The organism is Effusibacillus consociatus, from assembly GCF_042652925.1.
GTDB classification, from domain to species: domain Bacteria; phylum Bacillota; class Bacilli; order Tumebacillales; family Effusibacillaceae; genus Effusibacillus; species Effusibacillus consociatus.
Genome location: NZ_JBHSHC010000050.1, coordinates 18,488 through 35,364, shown reverse-complemented (window position 1 = coordinate 35,364; position 16,877 = coordinate 18,488). Strand labels below are relative to the sequence as shown.

Annotated in this window: 16 protein-coding genes; 1 reads left to right on the top strand and 15 read right to left on the bottom strand. The window is 51.8% G+C overall.

All coding sequences use genetic code 11. The features are described 5' to 3' along the window. Positions 1–67 precede the first annotated feature (67 nt). From ACFO8Q_RS07210 to ACFO8Q_RS07140, 15 genes are all read right to left on the bottom strand, one after another. Positions 68–316 carry a hypothetical protein gene (locus tag ACFO8Q_RS07210; protein WP_380025085.1) on the bottom strand — a complete coding sequence of 83 codons (249 nt, stop codon included), beginning with the start codon at positions 314–316 and terminating at the stop codon, positions 68–70. A 22-nt stretch (positions 317–338) separates the two neighbouring features. Next, positions 339–1,169 (bottom strand): conjugal transfer protein, encoded by an 831-nt coding sequence (locus ACFO8Q_RS07205; protein ID WP_380025084.1) that lies wholly within the window; start codon positions 1,167–1,169, stop codon positions 339–341. Next, positions 1,166–1,591: a DUF4320 family protein gene (locus ACFO8Q_RS07200; protein ID WP_380025083.1), complete on the bottom strand. Its 426-nt coding sequence runs from the start codon at positions 1,589–1,591 to the stop codon at positions 1,166–1,168. Before ACFO8Q_RS07200 ends, ACFO8Q_RS07205 begins: the two co-directional genes overlap by 4 nt. A gap of 70 nt (positions 1,592–1,661) precedes the next feature. After that, complete coding sequence (locus ACFO8Q_RS07195; protein WP_380025082.1) at positions 1,662–5,885, bottom strand: CARDB domain-containing protein; 4,224 nt, start codon at positions 5,883–5,885, stop codon at positions 1,662–1,664. Between the two features lie 66 nt (positions 5,886–5,951). Then, the gene (locus tag ACFO8Q_RS07190; protein WP_380025081.1) at positions 5,952–6,179 is read right to left on the bottom strand and encodes a hypothetical protein; all 228 of its coding nucleotides are present in this window, start codon (positions 6,177–6,179) and stop codon (positions 5,952–5,954) included. A 69-nt stretch (positions 6,180–6,248) separates the two neighbouring features. Further along, positions 6,249–7,091, bottom strand: a complete 843-nt coding sequence (locus tag ACFO8Q_RS07185) for a type II secretion system F family protein (protein ID WP_380025080.1) — start codon at positions 7,089–7,091, stop codon at positions 6,249–6,251. 14 nt (positions 7,092–7,105) lie between these two features. Continuing rightward, positions 7,106–7,894: a type II secretion system F family protein gene (locus ACFO8Q_RS07180; protein ID WP_380025079.1), complete on the bottom strand. Its 789-nt coding sequence runs from the start codon at positions 7,892–7,894 to the stop codon at positions 7,106–7,108. A 5-nt stretch (positions 7,895–7,899) separates the two neighbouring features. Continuing rightward, entirely contained in the window at positions 7,900–9,156 is a 1,257-nt protein-coding gene (locus ACFO8Q_RS07175; RefSeq protein WP_380025077.1) for a CpaF family protein, read from the bottom strand. Next, positions 9,153–10,013 carry a hypothetical protein gene (locus ACFO8Q_RS07170; protein ID WP_380025076.1) on the bottom strand — a complete coding sequence of 287 codons (861 nt, stop codon included), beginning with the start codon at positions 10,011–10,013 and terminating at the stop codon, positions 9,153–9,155. The genes ACFO8Q_RS07175 and ACFO8Q_RS07170 overlap by 4 nt, the downstream gene beginning before the upstream one ends. After that, positions 9,971–10,726, bottom strand: coding sequence for an RcpC/CpaB family pilus assembly protein (locus ACFO8Q_RS07165; protein ID WP_380025075.1), 756 nt, complete (start codon positions 10,724–10,726; stop codon positions 9,971–9,973). The genes ACFO8Q_RS07170 and ACFO8Q_RS07165 overlap by 43 nt, the downstream gene beginning before the upstream one ends. A gap of 1 nt (position 10,727) precedes the next feature. After that, on the bottom strand, positions 10,728–11,216 hold the full coding sequence (locus ACFO8Q_RS07160) for a prepilin peptidase (protein ID WP_380025118.1): 489 nt from the start codon (positions 11,214–11,216) through the stop codon (positions 10,728–10,730). An 81-nt stretch (positions 11,217–11,297) separates the two neighbouring features. Next, positions 11,298–11,621 (bottom strand): hypothetical protein, encoded by a 324-nt coding sequence (locus ACFO8Q_RS07155; RefSeq protein ID WP_380025074.1) that lies wholly within the window; start codon positions 11,619–11,621, stop codon positions 11,298–11,300. 155 nt (positions 11,622–11,776) lie between these two features. Continuing rightward, the gene (locus ACFO8Q_RS07150; protein WP_380025073.1) at positions 11,777–12,406 is read right to left on the bottom strand and encodes a GGDEF domain-containing protein; all 630 of its coding nucleotides are present in this window, start codon (positions 12,404–12,406) and stop codon (positions 11,777–11,779) included. Positions 12,407–12,479: 73 nt separating this feature from the next. Next, on the bottom strand, positions 12,480–13,358 hold the full coding sequence (locus ACFO8Q_RS07145) for a replication-relaxation family protein (RefSeq protein WP_380025072.1): 879 nt from the start codon (positions 13,356–13,358) through the stop codon (positions 12,480–12,482). Between the two features lie 77 nt (positions 13,359–13,435). Further along, entirely contained in the window at positions 13,436–15,862 is a 2,427-nt protein-coding gene (locus tag ACFO8Q_RS07140; protein WP_380025071.1) for a type IV secretory system conjugative DNA transfer family protein, read from the bottom strand. Positions 15,863–16,401: 539 nt separating this feature from the next. On the opposite strand from ACFO8Q_RS07140, the gene ACFO8Q_RS07135 reads away from it, so the two are divergent. After that, positions 16,402–16,866, top strand: coding sequence for a hypothetical protein (locus tag ACFO8Q_RS07135; protein WP_380025070.1), 465 nt, complete (start codon positions 16,402–16,404; stop codon positions 16,864–16,866). Positions 16,867–16,877: the final 11 nt, after the last annotated feature.

Below are 16,877 nucleotides of genomic sequence, written 5' to 3'. Positions count from 1 at the left end.
TTGCCGTCTTTTTTCCGGCGTACGCCGGTTGGCTTCTGAAATGGAAGAACGAATTCAACTTGCTTTTTCACTGCAATATGTTTGTAAAGCCTCCGTCCTCGATATGCAATTTTTTCAGTACATACCCGGCCAAAAATTTGACGATCCCCGGAAAGAAGACGAAAATCGCCAAAATCGAGGACAGCAGAATATGGCCCCACAGCCGGTTGTTCTCTCCATTCCAATACATTTTCACTCCGCGATAAATCGCGATGGTCAAAAACGCGGCTTGCAATAGCCGCGTCAGTGTCAAAATCAGTACGTCTAGCCAGTCCATCGAATGTACCCTCACTTTCTCCCTAGCGAAGGCTGGCAATAAAATATTTGCCTTGGTCTTCTGTCACCTGCAGCGTATAGATCTGCGGGACGATCACCCCTGTCGCCTTATCCTCCACTGCCAGGCGGATAACCGCCTCATACGGTTTGCTTCCGTATACGTCAAGGGTCTGAATTTCTTTCAGCTCGAGCCACCCGCCAAGCGGCCGGATCGAAACGGAGGGGGCGGTAAAATTCGCGAGTTCCGAAGATTCTTTCGCCCGAAAATAAGCGGTAAAGAATGCTTCCAGCGCCGGACGCATGGCATCCCGGACTCCTTTCTCCGCTGCCGGGCCATGGGCACGCGGAGTCCCCGCCTCCGGCGGGATGACATTTTGCAGGAGAGGCAGCCCATCAATGACCGGGTTGCCGCCAGCATCCCATGTAACAGGGACCCGCAGTTCCATCATTCTCGCTGCGGGAGTCGATAGCTGCGCCCAGACGCGTACCTGCCAGTGGGCCTCATCCAATTGGTTCATGCCCATCTGCTGCACATCGGATACGATCTGCCGCTGTTCCTGTTTGGGAAGCTGAATCCTCGCCGCTTCTTCCAGCATTGCGGGGGCCACATACGGACGCAACCGCTGTTTCCGCTGTTCCATCGTTTCTTTGCCGTCCCACGTTAACCAGACTTGGGAAAAACCAGCGGCAAATGACCCTAGTTCCTGGAGACGCGCCGCCTGCTGAACTGTCATCCCCGGTGCAGTTGGAGGAGTAGGAGGTGCTAACAGATTACCGATCACCCCCAGTGAACTGATGACGAGCATCAGCCAAAGCAGGATGCGAAGCGTCCAACGCATTCCCTCCCGCATCATGGCTCATCCCCTCCTTCCTGATTTTTGACGGTCTCCTCTTTCGATTGAACAGCTTCGTGTTCCGAATGAAAAGGTGGTTCCTTGCGGCTGATTCCGACTCTCGTGACTTCTACCGGTACTGACACATCGAACCCAAACAGCCGAAAGGAAAGAAAGGGAACACGACCGGTCAAGGTAATGGTTACCTCTTCCCCATTTGTCCCGACAGGAGTTGCCATCACGGACCACTGTTCCGGCTGCAGATGCGTTTTCTCCATCCAACGTGTCACCTGCTGCGCCACCCGTTCATCCATTCCGCCCTGCTGTTCCATCCGCTCGATCGCCGTGTCAGCGACGTTTTCAACCGATAACACGGTTGTCTGCCAACGCAGCAGATCTGCTCCCACCAACAGGAAAAACAGCAGAAAAGGCAGGATTAGCAAAAAATCAAGACTTGCTGTCCCGCGACGGTTCCGAAAAAAGAAACGCCACCTCGAGAGGCGGCTGTTCCTGTTAGGGAAGGGAAATGGCATTGGATTTCACCATCGCTGAATTTCCCGCCGGATAGCGGGCTACGACAACATATTCGTAGGCCCCCGCTTTCACCGAGGTGTCTGTAAATAACGTGCCTTTGTCCCCACTGACGCGCCCGGCAAAGGTCCGGATCGGCTCCCCGGAAAATTTGCGGTAGATCAAATATTCTTCCGCCGCTTTCGGTACTTCCCAGGTCAGCAGAACCGTCCGCTCATCCACGGTGGCCTTGACATTGACCGGATCAAACACTTTGGACGGTGAAAAGCCGTCCAGCGGAACGACCTGAATGGGATCCGCCGACAACTTGGGCGTCAGGGTGCTGCCATACGTTTCCCGGTACTGGGCCTGTACCGAATAGGTATAGGTCCTTTCCAGCTCTGCCGTCGTATCAACGAACTGGAGCCGGTCTCCTGTAAGAACGGCAATCAGTTTTTGATACAGCGAGCCTGCTTCCTGCCGGTACACAAAATAATGAGCGGGTGTCCCCTTGGCCGCTTGCCACGATATCCGGACGCTTTCACCCACCTGCTTGACCTGCACAATTTTGCTGGCGGATTCCTTCGAGCCGTCTTTCGGGTCCCAGCCTGTAGAGGGAGACGTTTCCAACCGAACCGGTGCGGATGCCGCTTTGTCCGACTCTTTGCCATCCTTCCAGGCTGATACATAATAGGTGTAGCTCATACCGGGTTTGGCAGACTCATCCACATATTGCAATCCATCCTTGATACGGGAGGCTAGCAGCAAAACTGGACCCTCATTCACTTGCCGATAGAGGTTGTACGCTTCACTGTCCGCCGCAGGCGGTTGCCAGGAAACCCGAATCTTGCCGTTTTCCGCTTTCGCTTCGACACCGATCGGCATTGAAGGTTCCCCTGCCGGTACGGTGACCAAAACAGGGGGAGATACGGCTTGCACGCTCCCCCGTTGGGCTACCACCCGATACTGATAGCGATGAGACGGTTGCACGCCCCGGTCCGTCCAGAAAACCGTGTCCCCCGTTGCCGAGACTTTCTCGACCTGTTGCCAATCACCCGTTTCGCGCCGTTCAAGAATATACTCGTCCGCCCCCTTCACCACGGTGTTCTCGAACCTCACATCCGTGGAGGAGGCTTGCACCAGCCGCAGGATCGGGCTGCCGGTAAAGGATGCGATCGGTCCGACCGGGCTTGGCAAATCGGACTCCGTACCGTCGGCATCGACGGTAGTGACATAGTAGTGTATCTGCTGGCTCGATTCCCACTCGAAAGGATCCTCATAGCGGGTGGTCCCGGCTGGCAGGGAGGCAATTTTCTTCATTTCTTCCCCGGACACCTGCCGATACAGGTTGTATGTGACCGGCAGGAGGTTCCCCGCTTCCCGCCATTGAATGACCGGTTTCTTGCCCCATTTGCTGAACCGGATGTCGACGGGTGCCAGCGGTTTCGGGAGAAGGAGCGCTGCCCGAGTATCGGCCGCTTCGGAGCGATTTCCCGCATCGTCCACGGCGATCGCCCGGATGACATAGGTTTGATTCGGTTTTGGTTTCAGGACAGCCGTTTCTTTTCCTTTCGGAATTCGAACTGCTTCGGTCCATTCCGCCCCTTCCCGGTCTTCTTTCAGAAGCAACAACACGGCTTCCAAATCCGGATCCGCTGGGTCTTTCCAAGTCACCTGCAATGTACTGGTTTGTTTGTCGGCCTTACCGGCGAGGCGATCCACCGCTTTGGGGGGAAGGGTATCATTGCCGGTGCGGACGGGAACCTTTACCCCGGTTGAACGATTGCCCGATGCATCCACAGTATGGATTTCGATGACATAATCGGTTGCGGGCTTGACTCGTTCAAAGACATACCGGTTCATCCCTGCCGCCACACGGACAGGATCTCCGATGACGTTGCCCTCGTTGGAAAGCAGTCGTAATTCAGCCAATCGATAGTCGTCATCCGCAGGATCTGTCCACTGCACCTGAATCGAGCGTCCCTGCGGTCCGGATGTTGCACGGACATCCTTCACGTCTCCTGCCGGAACCGTATCTTTGGGTGTGGTAACAGTCTGCACGATCCCGCTTGACTTTGCACCGAATGTATTGACCGTTTGCATTCGAATCGAGTACGACGTTTCCGGCTGCAAACCGGCGAAGGTCGCTTGTTGAACCCCTTTTTCCACACGAATTGGGGTGCCTTCCCCCGTTCCGTTACCACTTAGAACCAGTTCCACATGATCCAAGATGGTATCTGCCGGATCCTGCCAGTGAATGGTTATGCTTCTCCCGTCAGGGGCAGGAGTGAAGCGAATATCGTTGACCTCTAACGGAGCCAGGATCACCATTTTGGCCTCGACTGTATTGTTATCCTCACGGGCTTCCGCCAGTTGGGAGGCCGCGTCCGCGACAACTTTGAACGTGGACATGCCGGCTGTTTGCGCCGGGAGGTTTTCCAGATTAAAGGATGCAGTTGCGCCTGTAGCCAGTCGATCAAACGTTTTTTGTAAGATCCGCGTTCCATCGCGGTAGACGTCGACCTGAAAGGTTCCGGCATCCCCCTGCCCCACATTTTGAACGGTGATTCGCGCCGTGAAGGTTCCGCCTTGCGGAATCGTATCCGCCGGCAGGAACGAAATCGAAGGAACCAGATCGACGCGGTGGAGCACCCGGACGGATCCCGTGATCTCGTTGTTCGCTTCGTTTGCTTCCGTCACTTGCTTCCCGGTATCGACGATCGCTTTCAGGGAGTGGGTTGTTGGATTGGAAGCTTGATACGAAAAGGAGATAACCCTGTTTTCCCCTGTCCTTACACTTGCAACCGTTTGTTCCCCAACCAGGTTGCCATCATCATAGAGGGAAACACGGAATGTTCCTGCTGCCTGTTCCCCTTCGTTTTTTACTTGCACGTTTACGGTAACGGTCTCTTGATCCAATACAGACTCACTAGGCGTGGTGGTCAAGGAAACTGGGAAAAGATCCGGAAGCCCATTGATGTGCACCGGCAGGCTTGTCCAATCGCTCCAGGCATCATAGCGATCCATGGCTCGGACTTCAACCGTGTAATCGCCGCCGTATGCCATTCCCCGAACTGTACCCTGGAAGTCCGCAGTGGGTACCTCCCCGCTGTCCCAAACGACCTCGTCCCCTTTTTTGACCCGCAACTGCACCTTCTCTTGCGGATGCCCGTCAGGATCGGCATAGTTCCAGAACAGAGTGGGCGTTATGCTGTTTGCGGAATCAATCCGTAAGTTGGAGACAGACGGCTTCCGGTTGCCTACGGCAATCCGGTGTGTCACGGACACCGATTCTCCTGTCGGGTCGGTTGCCGTTCCTGTCACTTCCCACACTCCAGGTTCCGTCAAGCGGACGTGGATCGTCGGGGTGGATCCCAGGAAGATCGTACGTTCACTCGGTGATAAACCGGCCCAATAATACCGCAGCACATCCCCGTCCTTATCCGATCCAGTAAGCGTAAACTCGAGATCGGTCGTGGGAGTGATCGATCCGGGATCGACTCCCGGGGGAAGCGTCACTTTGCTGTCTTCCACTTTCGGTGGCGTATTTTTCTGGATTTGCGAAATGATTTTTTCGTAGGCACTGCGTAAATCGTTCGTATTGTAATAGGCTCCGGCTGTTAGACTGGTGACTTGGGTCGCCTGCCCCCACGCATCCGCACCTGTGCCGATGATGTTCAGGACAACGTTGTTGTGATGCAGGAACGTACCCATTCCCCGCGCGTCATACCCGTTTTCCGAGCTGATAAACGGCGCATCGGTGATCAGGATCAGCATGCGGCCTGCCGTCGAACGCCCTTCCTTTTGGAACTTTTGGGTCGCGGTATACATGGCGTTGATATCCGATTCCGGCCAGTCGCCCCCGCCAGTTGCCCGCAGTCCGTTCACCCACGAATTAAACGTGGCTGAACTTTTCGTCATACCGTACCACCAGGGACCGCCATCGACACGGACATCTTTAAAGTCCAACAGGCCCAAGCGATAATCAAATCCCTCTGCCTGCAGCTTGTTGGCAAACGAGGCGGTTTCCGTTCGGACCTGGTTGATCCAACCGGACATGCTTCCTGTGGTGTCGATGGCGACAATCACATCCACCGTCGCCGACACCAATGTTTCCGTTGGAGCCGCCGAACTTCGCCCTGGTAAGACCACAAGCACCGCCAACAGCAAGACCAACCAACCGATGCCCCACCGTTTACGAAAAAACAATATTTTTGTAAGTTTCATACCGAAAAGAATCACCTCCTGCCATTGGCGTAAAAAATAGAAAGGGAGGAAACATCCCACCCTTTCTTAGTTCGTCCAAAGCCCGCCGCTGTAGTTGATCGACGTGTTGGTCAAAACGCTTTGGAAAAGCCCATGATCGCCAAGCAGCGCTGATCCAAAAGCCGCAATCCCCGCAAACAACAGTGTTCCGAGCCCCATTCCAGCGAGCAGCTTGACCATCGCAAGGTTTCCCTCGTCAATCGAGGCAATCCCCCGTTCGTCTTTCAACCAGTTCACAATTCGCTTTTTCAACATTTCCTTTCGGCCCTTGTCCCCGTAAACAGGGCCTTCCTCCTCTCATTTTTTGAAATTAAAATGCATGTATTAAAACGTGCGGAGTATCCGGGAAATCCCGATCCCCACACTGAGTACGGGCAAAGTGATAAGACTGGCAAACAAAATCAAATTCGGCCATTGCAAAAGCTGGGGCAACTGCCGGGCCTGCCGCCTCCATCTGTCCTGTTGTTCCTGGCGAAGGGCGAGATAGGCAGCACGCAGAGACCGCTCCATGCCATCCGCATGGACCGTCATCGTAAGCTTCAGAAGGCCGGCAAACCTCCGGGCATACGGCGAATCCATTCGTTTAGTCCACCGTTCCCACGCTCCAGCTGCATCCCCGGTCATTTCCATATCCGTGAGCAATCGCCTCATCTCCCCTTGCAGGGAAGCCGACATGGTTTGGCTTGCCCCGCGAACCGCGACCAAAGGAGACTGGCCGGCCAGCATTCGTTGCAAAATTCCCAACTGCAGCAGAGGCAATTGGCGCTCCCATTCTCGTCGTAACGCCTGGGCCTCACGATGGATTTTCCGGACCGGACTCTGGTAGGCGAGCGAGGCACACAGAGTCCCGAATAGCAGCCCTCCCGGGTGGAAGTTATACAACCATAGGGTTATCCCTGCCAGGAAAGCGGAGCACCCATACACCCATTGCCGGCGTACAAGTGATTGCAGCGTCTCAGCCCGATCCAACAATTCCAAGTCGTGTTGCAACCGAATCACGGACCTGGAAGATTTGATTTCCTTCTCCAGACCGGAGTATGCCCCCGCCAGTCCGTGTTCCCACCCTTTCTTTGGTTTCGTTTGAATTCGCTTAAGGGATGAAAACCCAATCGAAACCAGGACACATCCCCACAATCCCATTGCCAGCAACCCCCACTGCATTTCCATCCTGCTCACCACCCCTACTGGATCTCGAATTTCTGAATCTGCTGCCGTACCCAAATGAGACACCCGGTATTCAGAAAAAACAAAGCGGAAATCAGCAACTGGCCGGGTACACTGTGAAACAAATCGTCAAAATACACGACACTTATCAGCCGGAAGAACACCAGCTCCACGAGGAACAACACAAACAAATGGCGTGTCTCCATCTGTCGGGCCGCGACTTCTCCTGCCAGTTCCCCAGCTTTCGTGTTCGCTTCTTCCAGTAAGCTGATTACATCCTCCAGCAGCGCTCCCCCCAGCGGTCCGCCCACCTGTTCCAACAGGCGGGCCACTTCCAGAAAGAAGCCTGTTTCTGAAAGGAGAACTTGGTTCGGCATATCCGTCATCGCTTGATCGAGCGGTACGCCTACCTGCTGTTGCCGGAAAATCCTCTGGAAGAGGGGCTGGATCTCACTTGGAACGTACGGCAGACTCATCTTGACTGCCTGTCCCCATTGGCCGCAAGCCAGATAGGAAGTGTGCAGCGTCCGCACCGCTTCGCCCATCAACTGACGCATCCTTTTCAAGTGTCGCTGACGAACCCAAAGGAGAAGTTCTCCGGGAATGGCATACGCAAAAAACGCTCCCATCCCAATACCCAACCCGTATATGTCCAGTAGCAGTCCGAAACTGATGCCCAGCCCAAACGAAGCACTCAGCAAGACACCGTACATCCAACCACGAAGGGGCCAGCCCAGCGCACGAGCTTCCGGAAGATAACGCCAGGGAACCATCCACGGGGCTTTTTCCCCAATCTTTCGCTTCACGGTTGTCACCCTCGTTTCAATTTGGCCATCAAGGTGGGGGAGGGACGATTCAGCCGATCCCAACGACCTTCACGATACCGAAACAAAGGAACTACACTGGCTTTCCTGTTTGGATCTTGTATGACCTCCGCCACCTCCGTGACCCGGTACCGGTGCATCTGGACAATCAGGTCCACAGCCTTGGTAACCATCGCTTCTGTATACTCCGGATTCAACTGCCGATCTGTACGCAGACACATCGCGACCAGCCGTTGCAAAGCGTCTTGTGGATTGTCTGCATGCATGGTGGTCCAGCCGGAATGGCCCGTTTGAAAAGCTTCCAGCACGAGGGATGCTTCCGTCCCCCTTATTTCCCCAAACAAAAAGCGCCTCATATTTTGATGAAGCGCGTTTTCAAACAACTGTTCCAGTGTGATTCGGCTGGCTTCGTGACCACGCAAGCGCGGCACCACACTGAGGATGCATTTGTTTGGATACAACTTCTTGAGTTGCAATTCCGGAACAGTCTCTGCAACCAAGATCCCGTCCCCGTCCGGAATAAAGGCAACCAAGCTTTGCAATAAGGTCGTTTTCCCGGATCCAACCGGACCGCTGATGATGCCTGTCACCCCCGCTTCCATCGCGGCAGCCAATAACTGCCAAACCTCCCGGTTGAGAGTCCCTGATTGAACATACTCCTGCTCTGTCCAACGGTTCGCCCGGTATTTTCGGATAATAATGGTGGTTCCGTTGTCGGCAACGGGAGGCAACATTAGGTTGACCCGCATTCCGCGCACATAACAGGTGACAAAGGGCTGTCCCGTTGTCAGCGATTGTCCTGCGGCATGAGCGATCTTTCGCGCGACATACGTAATATGTTCTTCATTCTGAAATCTGGCGGGAACTTGGATCTTCTCCCCCTTACGCTGCACCCAAATCTCATGCGCATTCGCGACGACATCCGTGATTTCGGGATCGGCCAGATACGGTTCCAACACGCTCCAGCCAAAAAGTTCCCAATAGACTATGCGGCTGACTTGCTGCAGGTCCTCCCCGATTAAGCCTGTTTGTTCCCGAATGTAAGTTTCCACGATACGCCCTGTATTCTGAGGGGGTTCGGGGTTTTCCGGGAAAAGGGGCTGTCGCAGAAAATAGTCACGCAGTTCGGCCACCAACGTCAAACGTCGTTCACCCGACAGCCAAACTGGAACCAGTCGAAAGCGGATGCGATGACGTCCAAGCGGAGTCGAAACATAGGCTTGGATCATGTCCTTTTCATTCAAATGGGAAGCCCCCTTTCGTTTTTCTTGGACAGCATTTCTTTTTCCATCTGGAGCAAAACCTGAAAAAGCTGCCGAAGCGCCTTCCGGTATCTCCAAGAGAAAGGACGTGCGGGAGTCAGAGACGACTTGCCCAAGCTCCCAACAAACGGAAAACTTGCAACCGGTTGCGCCCACTCCTCCGGTTTCTGTGTTTCAACCCAACAGATCCTCCCCGGTCGCCAACGGTTGTGGATCGACAGCATGCGCCCCGGAACCCCCAATGTCTGCATGAGGGACATTCGCTGTTGGGCAATCCGGTAATTGCCTTCCGTTTCATCCAGTAGCAAAATACAAACCTCCACGTTCTGTAACGCGGAAAGTGCCAAGACCGAATCGATTTCACTGGGAATATCAAGCACCACCCATTGAAAGCCTTGTTGTTGGGTCTGCCGCAGCAGGTCGGATATAAACGTTTCCGGTTCCTCGGGACACTGTTCAAACCCCCGGAGTCCGGAAGGGGCCAAGACGTGCAGTCGGGCAGATAGCTTTTGGGTGCCTCTCGTTTTCACTCTGCAAGCAGCCCCATCTTTTTTTGGCTGTTCTGGCCGCATGAGATATTCGTTTAGCTTCCAATTCCGTTTCGTCTGCGCATCCAATACGGCTGTTTCCAAACAGCGGTCCCGATCGGCCAGTTGCCACACGGCAGCCGTGCTGGGATACCGATAATCCAATTCCACCAGAAGAACCTTGTGGTTTTCCGAAGCGGCATGAACGGCAAGCTGTCTTGCAACCGTGCTGGCCCCCATGCCGGGTTTTGGTGAGTACATACCGACAATCAACGTTTCCCCTCCTTCCCTTGCCATCTGCTTTTCAGCCATTCTTTGGCCTCTACTGGCTGAGCATCATCCGCGTCATTTCCTCGGCTCACCACCACCAATGTCCCTTCCTGTTTGGCCGACAGCAGATAGGGGATGTCTTGTTCCGCCACCCGGATTGTCAGGTAGGTTTCAGATGAAGAAAACGAAGGTGTCGGCACAAACGAAAAGAATCCCGGCTTTTGTACGGGATTCTCCTTTGCTGGGTCCGGTACTTTTCTGTCTTGCAGCCCAACCACTTCGATATTGGTCAACAATTTGCCGGCAAAACTGCCGTTCGTGGACCCTCTGACGACAAACCAAATATCCACATGCTCTCCCCGTTGAACGCCACTTCCGCTCCGCATCGCATCCTCAACCGGGATCGAGACGAACCGTTCTAGCGGCTTCAATGCTTCCTTCTTGCTTACTTCGGACTTCGGAATGATGTGGGAGAGATAGACAAAGCTGTTTTTGGGAATGGAATACCCAGATGTTGTCCACATGTTATTCACATCATTCACAGTATGAGCCGTCCCTGGTGGGACTGCCATCTGCGGCAGTTGGATCACCTTCAGGGAGGAAGTCGTGATGGGGCGATTTTCCGGGATTGATTCGACCGTTACCACTACAGGAGTCAAAATCAAACGGTCCTTCCAAATATAGAGGCCGATTCCGCCCAATACCGTTGAGATCAACATCGCCAACCCCAAAACACCCAACCACTGTTTTCTCACATTAACCACCTCCCTCCACCCCCATCAAGACCATCACGAACATGAACAGACTGGCTGCAGCAATACACAGGGAACCGGGATATTGGCATTTCCTAGTCGAAGACCCTTGCTGAAAAAAAGCCGTCTGCCAGAACCGGAAAAGGGTTCGCTCATTGATTCGCGGAAGCAGCGTCATCCCGGCGTGAATCAGAAGGGTGGAACCTATCAAAAGAGTTGTCCCCCATGGCGGAAACACAACTCCATTGATCCAAACGATTGCCACCAGAAACAACTTGCTGTCGCCAGCTGACCAAACCTTCCCCTTCTCCATGAGGAAGCAGAATCCGACCGCCACGAGAAAAGCAGCCGCATACATCGCCAAATATTCAAAATGGTGCTGGAAGCTTGCCATCATCACCACAATCCAAAGACCGGCTGCCATAGGTGGCAGTGTAATAAGATTGGGAATTCGCCGTTCTTGCAGATCGGTTACAATGGAGCATGCCATCACGAAAAACAAAACACTGCCTACCATCCAGATCCAAAATTCCGTAAGCTTTTCTCTCCTTTCAACAACCAGTCCTCAAGCGGCTTACCCTTCCATGATCAATTGAAGGACATGCTGCAGGGTTTCGGAATCGATTTGTCCTTTGTACCGGGCGTAATCATACCCTTCATGATTGACAACAAGCACCCGGTTCCCGTCTGTCAAAATGAGAATTCGATCCTGACGGTTGTTTTTGATCACATCAACATCTTGTAAGTCGACTGCCTGACTCATTTCCAGCACACCAATTTGATAGATGGGAACATTCTGATACTCCGCTATCCGAACTTTCCAGGGTGAAGCGAGATCGGGAATCCCGCGGCTTTTACGTTCCCAACCATAGATTTTGAGGAGTTGAATTCGCTTCATTCTCTTGCCCCCCCAATGGACCAAGTCTTTTGTAAAATCTCTATTCGATCGCATACAAAAAGCCGCTTTTTTCGAGCGGCACCTTGACCCTCTCTGAAGTTGTAAATGGAAACCTATGTCCTCCATAACGATACAGTCACGATTCACGGGATCCTTTACAAGCATTTTGCTAAAACGGTATTACGAGATTGTTTGGCCTCATACAGGAGTTGATCCGCTTTTTGAATCGCGGATTGGATTTGTGATCTTGATCCGGTGGAACAGCCGGCGCTTACCGTGACCCCCGTTTCCCGCAATACGGTTTCCCGGATCCGGTCGGTGATCTGGACAGCTGTGTTCAAGCCTGAATGGGGGAATACAATCAAAAATTCTTCCCCTCCCCACCGAATGACATGATCCGTTTTCCGAACGGAACTTTCTAGGATTTTACTTACTCGCTGTAACAGCTTGTCCCCTACCAAATGGCCATGGGTGTCATTAAATTGCTTAAACCAATCAATATCCAGTAGGGTTATGGAAAAGGGATCCTGTAGGGAAGCAAAAACTTGGTCTGCATAGGCTCGATTCGGCAACTCTGTGAGAGGGTCATGCCACCGCTTGCGATAGGTAGACTCCAGCCAAGATCCAAACGCATAGTAAAACACGACTTGTAAAATGGTAAGTACGAGAGCGGACGAAAACTTGGAGGGAAGCGGTGACAGAACAGACCACCATATCAATCCCGAACCACCACCTAAAAAGGCCATTCCAAGTCGTATCACATACGGGGTTAACAGCCAGCGCATACGATCATATTCCCCCTTTCCATCAAAATGAAAGGTCTATTTACTCTCTTTAATTTTTTGTTGTGACCATATCTTACCTCTGAAACAGGTGGGATCTCAACTGCTTTCCGAGAAACACGACATCCCCTTGTGGGTTGTCCGGAAGCGTTGCCATCTGTTCCAATGGGATCCAGCTTCCTCCTGCTCCCAGCCATTTACTGTTCATCCCCTTATTCCAAACCGCTTCTTCATAGGAACACCAGACAGAAGGCAGTCGATGGCCCGCCAGAGGGCCCATCCGAAGTGCTTCCCAGAGCCGCATGATATGACCGGCGCGGGATTTCCCTTTTGTCAGGATCAAGACATGCACCCGTTCCACCTGCTGCCAGACTTGCGGCAACAGCACGCCATAGTTCCAGAGTTTATCCTGGAGTCTCCATAAATTCTCGGACCCGGTGTCATACTCCAGATGCAACATCAGCCGACGCCCGTCGGCAAAACGGTACGTACAGAGTCCGTCTGGTTTCAGCGGCAACTTCTTTTTTCCCGGTGGTCCTTCAAATTTTGCATACCGGTCCGCCGCATCACGGGTGCCCAACCACTCCACCAATCCCTCTCCCGGCTTTTGCAAACTTCCCGCAATCAGGTCAATAAAAAATTGATTCGTGCCATAAAGATGTTCCAATTGACTTGGCACTTCCTCATATAAGCGGGGAACGTGAGTGTCCGCTTCTCCATACAGGTAAGACGCTGCTTTGGCTCCGGAAGCCGTTAGGACGTATCCTTTTGAATGTCCAGGCAAAAACGGAAGGAACAAGGAATGAATCGCTTCCTGTTTTTGCAGGCTTTTTCCTACCCGATACATGCTGCTTCGTTTGTAGCCAAGCAGGATTGCCAGTTGTTGTGAGGTCAGCATTTGGTAGCAATATAAAGCCACCAAAATTTCTTTCTTGGCTTGATACCAATCCGGCATTTTTGAGTTCCCCTCCTTTCTTCCCCGCGTAGAGAGTAGATAGTCTGAGTTGGCCCATTCCCGTCTCTCCGTATTAGTTATAGGTTTTTCGCCTCACTTTCGTAAGGTGAAGTGGGATCGACAGTGGGATCGACAGGGGGATCGTCTTGGGGATCGGCAGGGGGATCCACAGGGGGATCGAACGGTTTATCCGGTACCCGGTTCCAACGCTCCTGTTTAAGACCCAACATCTGCTCGATTTCTTTTTCTACATCTTCAACCGGACGGCCATCATTCGCATCGGAAAAGGCCCATGCTTTCTCCACAAGCGATACGTCCCTTTCACGGACGATCTCGTTTTTCACGGTAAATAACTGTACAATCCCGCCTTTTCCTTTGCTTCGAACAATTGCTTCCAACTCGGGCAGGTTCATTAAATCAAGTGCTGTTACTTCTGGTTTCAGCCATTTCGCTAACCGTTCCGCATCTGGTCCTCCCAACTGTAACAAAAGTAGCGTTCCAACATTCCCCAGGATTGCACTTAGAATATTGCCGGGCAGTTGGGACAAGTACTGGGTGGCCAAAATCAGCGCTAAGCCGAACTTGCGATCCTCCGCCAGAATTTTTTCAATGATGCTCGTGGCGAACAAATGAATCTCGTCGGCCAAGAAAAAATGTGGCCGGGCGGCATGCTGCGGCCGCTTGCGACAAGTAAAGTGATATTCAATGAAAAACAAGCTGCTGATGATTTTCAGCAGATCCGGCACACAGCCGAAACCGTCGATCAAAACAATGTGCCCTTCGTCCATGATGTTTCGGGTCGAATAAAAGGTCTGTTTTTGACCCAACATCCTCCGTGACGACGGATAGGTCGTAAGCGCCCCCAACTTATTCAGAATCGGTCCCAAATGTTCGCTGATGTTTTTGATCTGGGAGAATTCTTGCAACCAAAAATGCCGTAAGTGCATGTCCAATTGTGGGATAATCTTTTGGCGAAAGGGTTCGCTCAGAAAGATTCGAGATACACCTAAAACCGTTTGCGGCGGACTCTGTAAAAGGCTCAAAAGTCCGCTTCGCAAATAATGTTCCGCCCGTGGACGGGCTCCCGGAAACAGTTGCTGTAAGGTAGCCACAAATTCTCCCGTAATTTCTTCCGCTTGCTCCGACTGATCGGCCTGAAACAAATTGAATCCTCTCGGCCGATCCGTTACTCCCAAGGGTACAAGATGGACTTTTGGATGTAAGGATTCCGGGATATGGCTTAACAGGGTGCGAATCGCCCCTCCATGCGGATCAAGAAACGTAAAACCGGGTGCATCATTTGGAAATCGCACCAAATTCTCGACCATTGGCAACATCATGGAAAGGAGAGTCGATGTTTTCCCGGAACCGGTCATCCCTGCCAAAAAGGTGTGCTTCAACATCTGCTCAACCGGGATATAGATCTCCCGGTTTTCTCCCGGCACATTGGATTTTCCAATGAAAATCCCTGATGCCGTCAAACCGGCCGGGGCTGGCAGTATTTTGGAGCGGGCTTTCTCCATATGGGAAAAGACAGCCTGTTGGCAGCCAGGCAGTTGCAGCCATCCTGCCAATTCTGTTGAGGTCAACAGAAATCCGGAAGTCGGAGTCCATTTCTTATGGAACTTTTCCATTCGCTTAGGAGAGATTTTGCGGAGGCGCAAAAAATGGGGAGCGCTCATCGCTCCCAACGCCACCGCGATGGTTTGCATCCGTGCTTTTGATTGCGAACCTGTAACATACAAACGAAAGAAAGTCCAGATTCCTGTCTCCTCTGTTTGTTGTTTTGTCTGCAGTTCCTGTAAAACTGGATGGTCTGGCTCCTTCAGACTTTTCGTTTTTGACCGTTCCCGACTTTTTTGCGGATCAGCAACCAATTCGTCCCAAACTTCTCTCCAAGAGAAAGTTCCTAGATTGGGACGATTCATGAGGCGTTCCGCTTTTCGGATGACGCGGGACAGTTCGCCTTTTGCAGCCGGCCACAGGGTCAGATCCAACCAAACCTCTTCCCCATCCTTCAATTTCCCGGCTCCTATGGCATACAACACCTCATGCAAAGGAGCTTGATGTCCCACCGTGAAAAACGGCAATGCGCAAAACGAATCTGCACGAGCGGAAACGATCTCCGCTACGATCACGTCTTTCCTAGGAGGAAGCTCAAGATTTGGGTGTTCTTCCAAAGGAATTAAATACACCTCAGGGAAAACGGCTTCAAAAACAGATTGAAAGCCCATTTTACGGATATCCGGTACAGCGAAATAAAACTTCACCTTCCCGGAAGGGCCTGCACAGTGCACGAGAAACCGAAAAGTAAGTTCCCCGAACTGTCGACGAAGCTTTGAAGGCAACCCCAAATTCTCTAAATTTCGCAGAAAGTATTGCACACTTTCCCACCCTGCTCCCGGAAATCCAGCTTGCGGAAGAGCCTGCCAATACTGAGTGGCCTGTACCGGTCCCTCTCCTGGTTTGCACCATCTCCGGCGTGACAGTAAAAAAGAGAGCAAAAGCATGCCCTCCTTCCCATTCCGGTGTTTAGTTGTTCAAAGGCCAAACCCATCATGTCATGCTCACCAGCACAATAAAGAACTAATTTTTGACTTCTTCACTCCTTTCTTGACACATAAAAAGGACAGGTACTCCGATTTGGAGCCTGTCCCATTTCTGACGCAATACCATACTACCACGAAAACCGTTTCAGTGGAGTCCCAACTTTGTTCCGACTTTATTCCTTTTATGTTTCAAAAACGTCCCTCTAATGCTCCATGTTTGTTCCAACTGTCTTGGATTCTCAGAGGCTTAGTTGGTTAAAACGTTCCTTGAACCTTATCTTGTGATCAGAGACAAAGTGAATCGTGATATTTGGGTGCTATTTTTAATTTTCCTGTACTCATTAAGGTAGCGATCCATTCTTTTTTCCTTGTCTACTTCAAATGAACACAAAAAGGATAGATAAGTATACATTTGTGCGATTGAACCTTCTGATTTCACCTGATTATAATGAGGGCACTAGGCGGAAAAAACTAAAAAGATGGGAGGGGTATTCTTGAACCAGGATCAAATCTATGATCGAGTGGAAGAATGGTTGCGCTCCTATCCTAAATGGAAGACAAAAATAGAAACGCTTAAGGCCGAGATGGAAAATTTCCAACGGATAACTCAACGCTTACAATTGGTACAAGGAAAATCTGAGGGAATGGTAACAAATCCAACCTTAGACGCGGTGATACGACATTTAGAAATATTGGAACACGAATTGCCTGATCTAGAATTTGTTACCCGTTTAACTGAGATAGCACTCCGTTCTTTTTCAGAAGAGGAACAATTATTTATCCAATTAAGGTTCTTTCGAAAACAAGCTGTCATGAAGGTTGCCGATCAATTAAATCTTTCGCGTAGTGGATTTTATAGACGACGCACAGAGATCCTCGAAAGTTTCTATAAACTGATAGGTGGAGAAAATGCCTTGATCTGGTTGGACCGTCTAGATGCGCCTTTATCCGTTCCTTAATAATTTTGTCC

Bases quoted from the DNA above. Each gene is read 5' to 3' on its own strand.
- ACFO8Q_RS07210 (WP_380025085.1), bottom strand. From the start codon at position 316: ATGGACTGGCTAGACGTACTGATTTTGACACTGACGCGGCTATTGCAA.
- ACFO8Q_RS07205 (WP_380025084.1), bottom strand. From the start codon at position 1,169: ATGATGCGGGAGGGAATGCGTTGGACGCTTCGCATCCTGCTTTGGCTG.
- ACFO8Q_RS07195 (WP_380025082.1), bottom strand. From the start codon at position 5,885: ATGAAACTTACAAAAATATTGTTTTTTCGTAAACGGTGGGGCATCGGT.
- ACFO8Q_RS07190 (WP_380025081.1), bottom strand. From the start codon at position 6,179: ATGTTGAAAAAGCGAATTGTGAACTGGTTGAAAGACGAACGGGGGATT.
- ACFO8Q_RS07185 (WP_380025080.1), bottom strand. From the start codon at position 7,091: ATGGAAATGCAGTGGGGGTTGCTGGCAATGGGATTGTGGGGATGTGTC.
- ACFO8Q_RS07170 (WP_380025076.1), bottom strand. From the start codon at position 10,013: ATGGCTGAAAAGCAGATGGCAAGGGAAGGAGGGGAAACGTTGATTGTC.
- ACFO8Q_RS07155 (WP_380025074.1), bottom strand. From the start codon at position 11,621: ATGAAGCGAATTCAACTCCTCAAAATCTATGGTTGGGAACGTAAAAGC.
- ACFO8Q_RS07150 (WP_380025073.1), bottom strand. From the start codon at position 12,406: ATGCGCTGGCTGTTAACCCCGTATGTGATACGACTTGGAATGGCCTTT.
- ACFO8Q_RS07145 (WP_380025072.1), bottom strand. From the start codon at position 13,358: ATGCCGGATTGGTATCAAGCCAAGAAAGAAATTTTGGTGGCTTTATAT.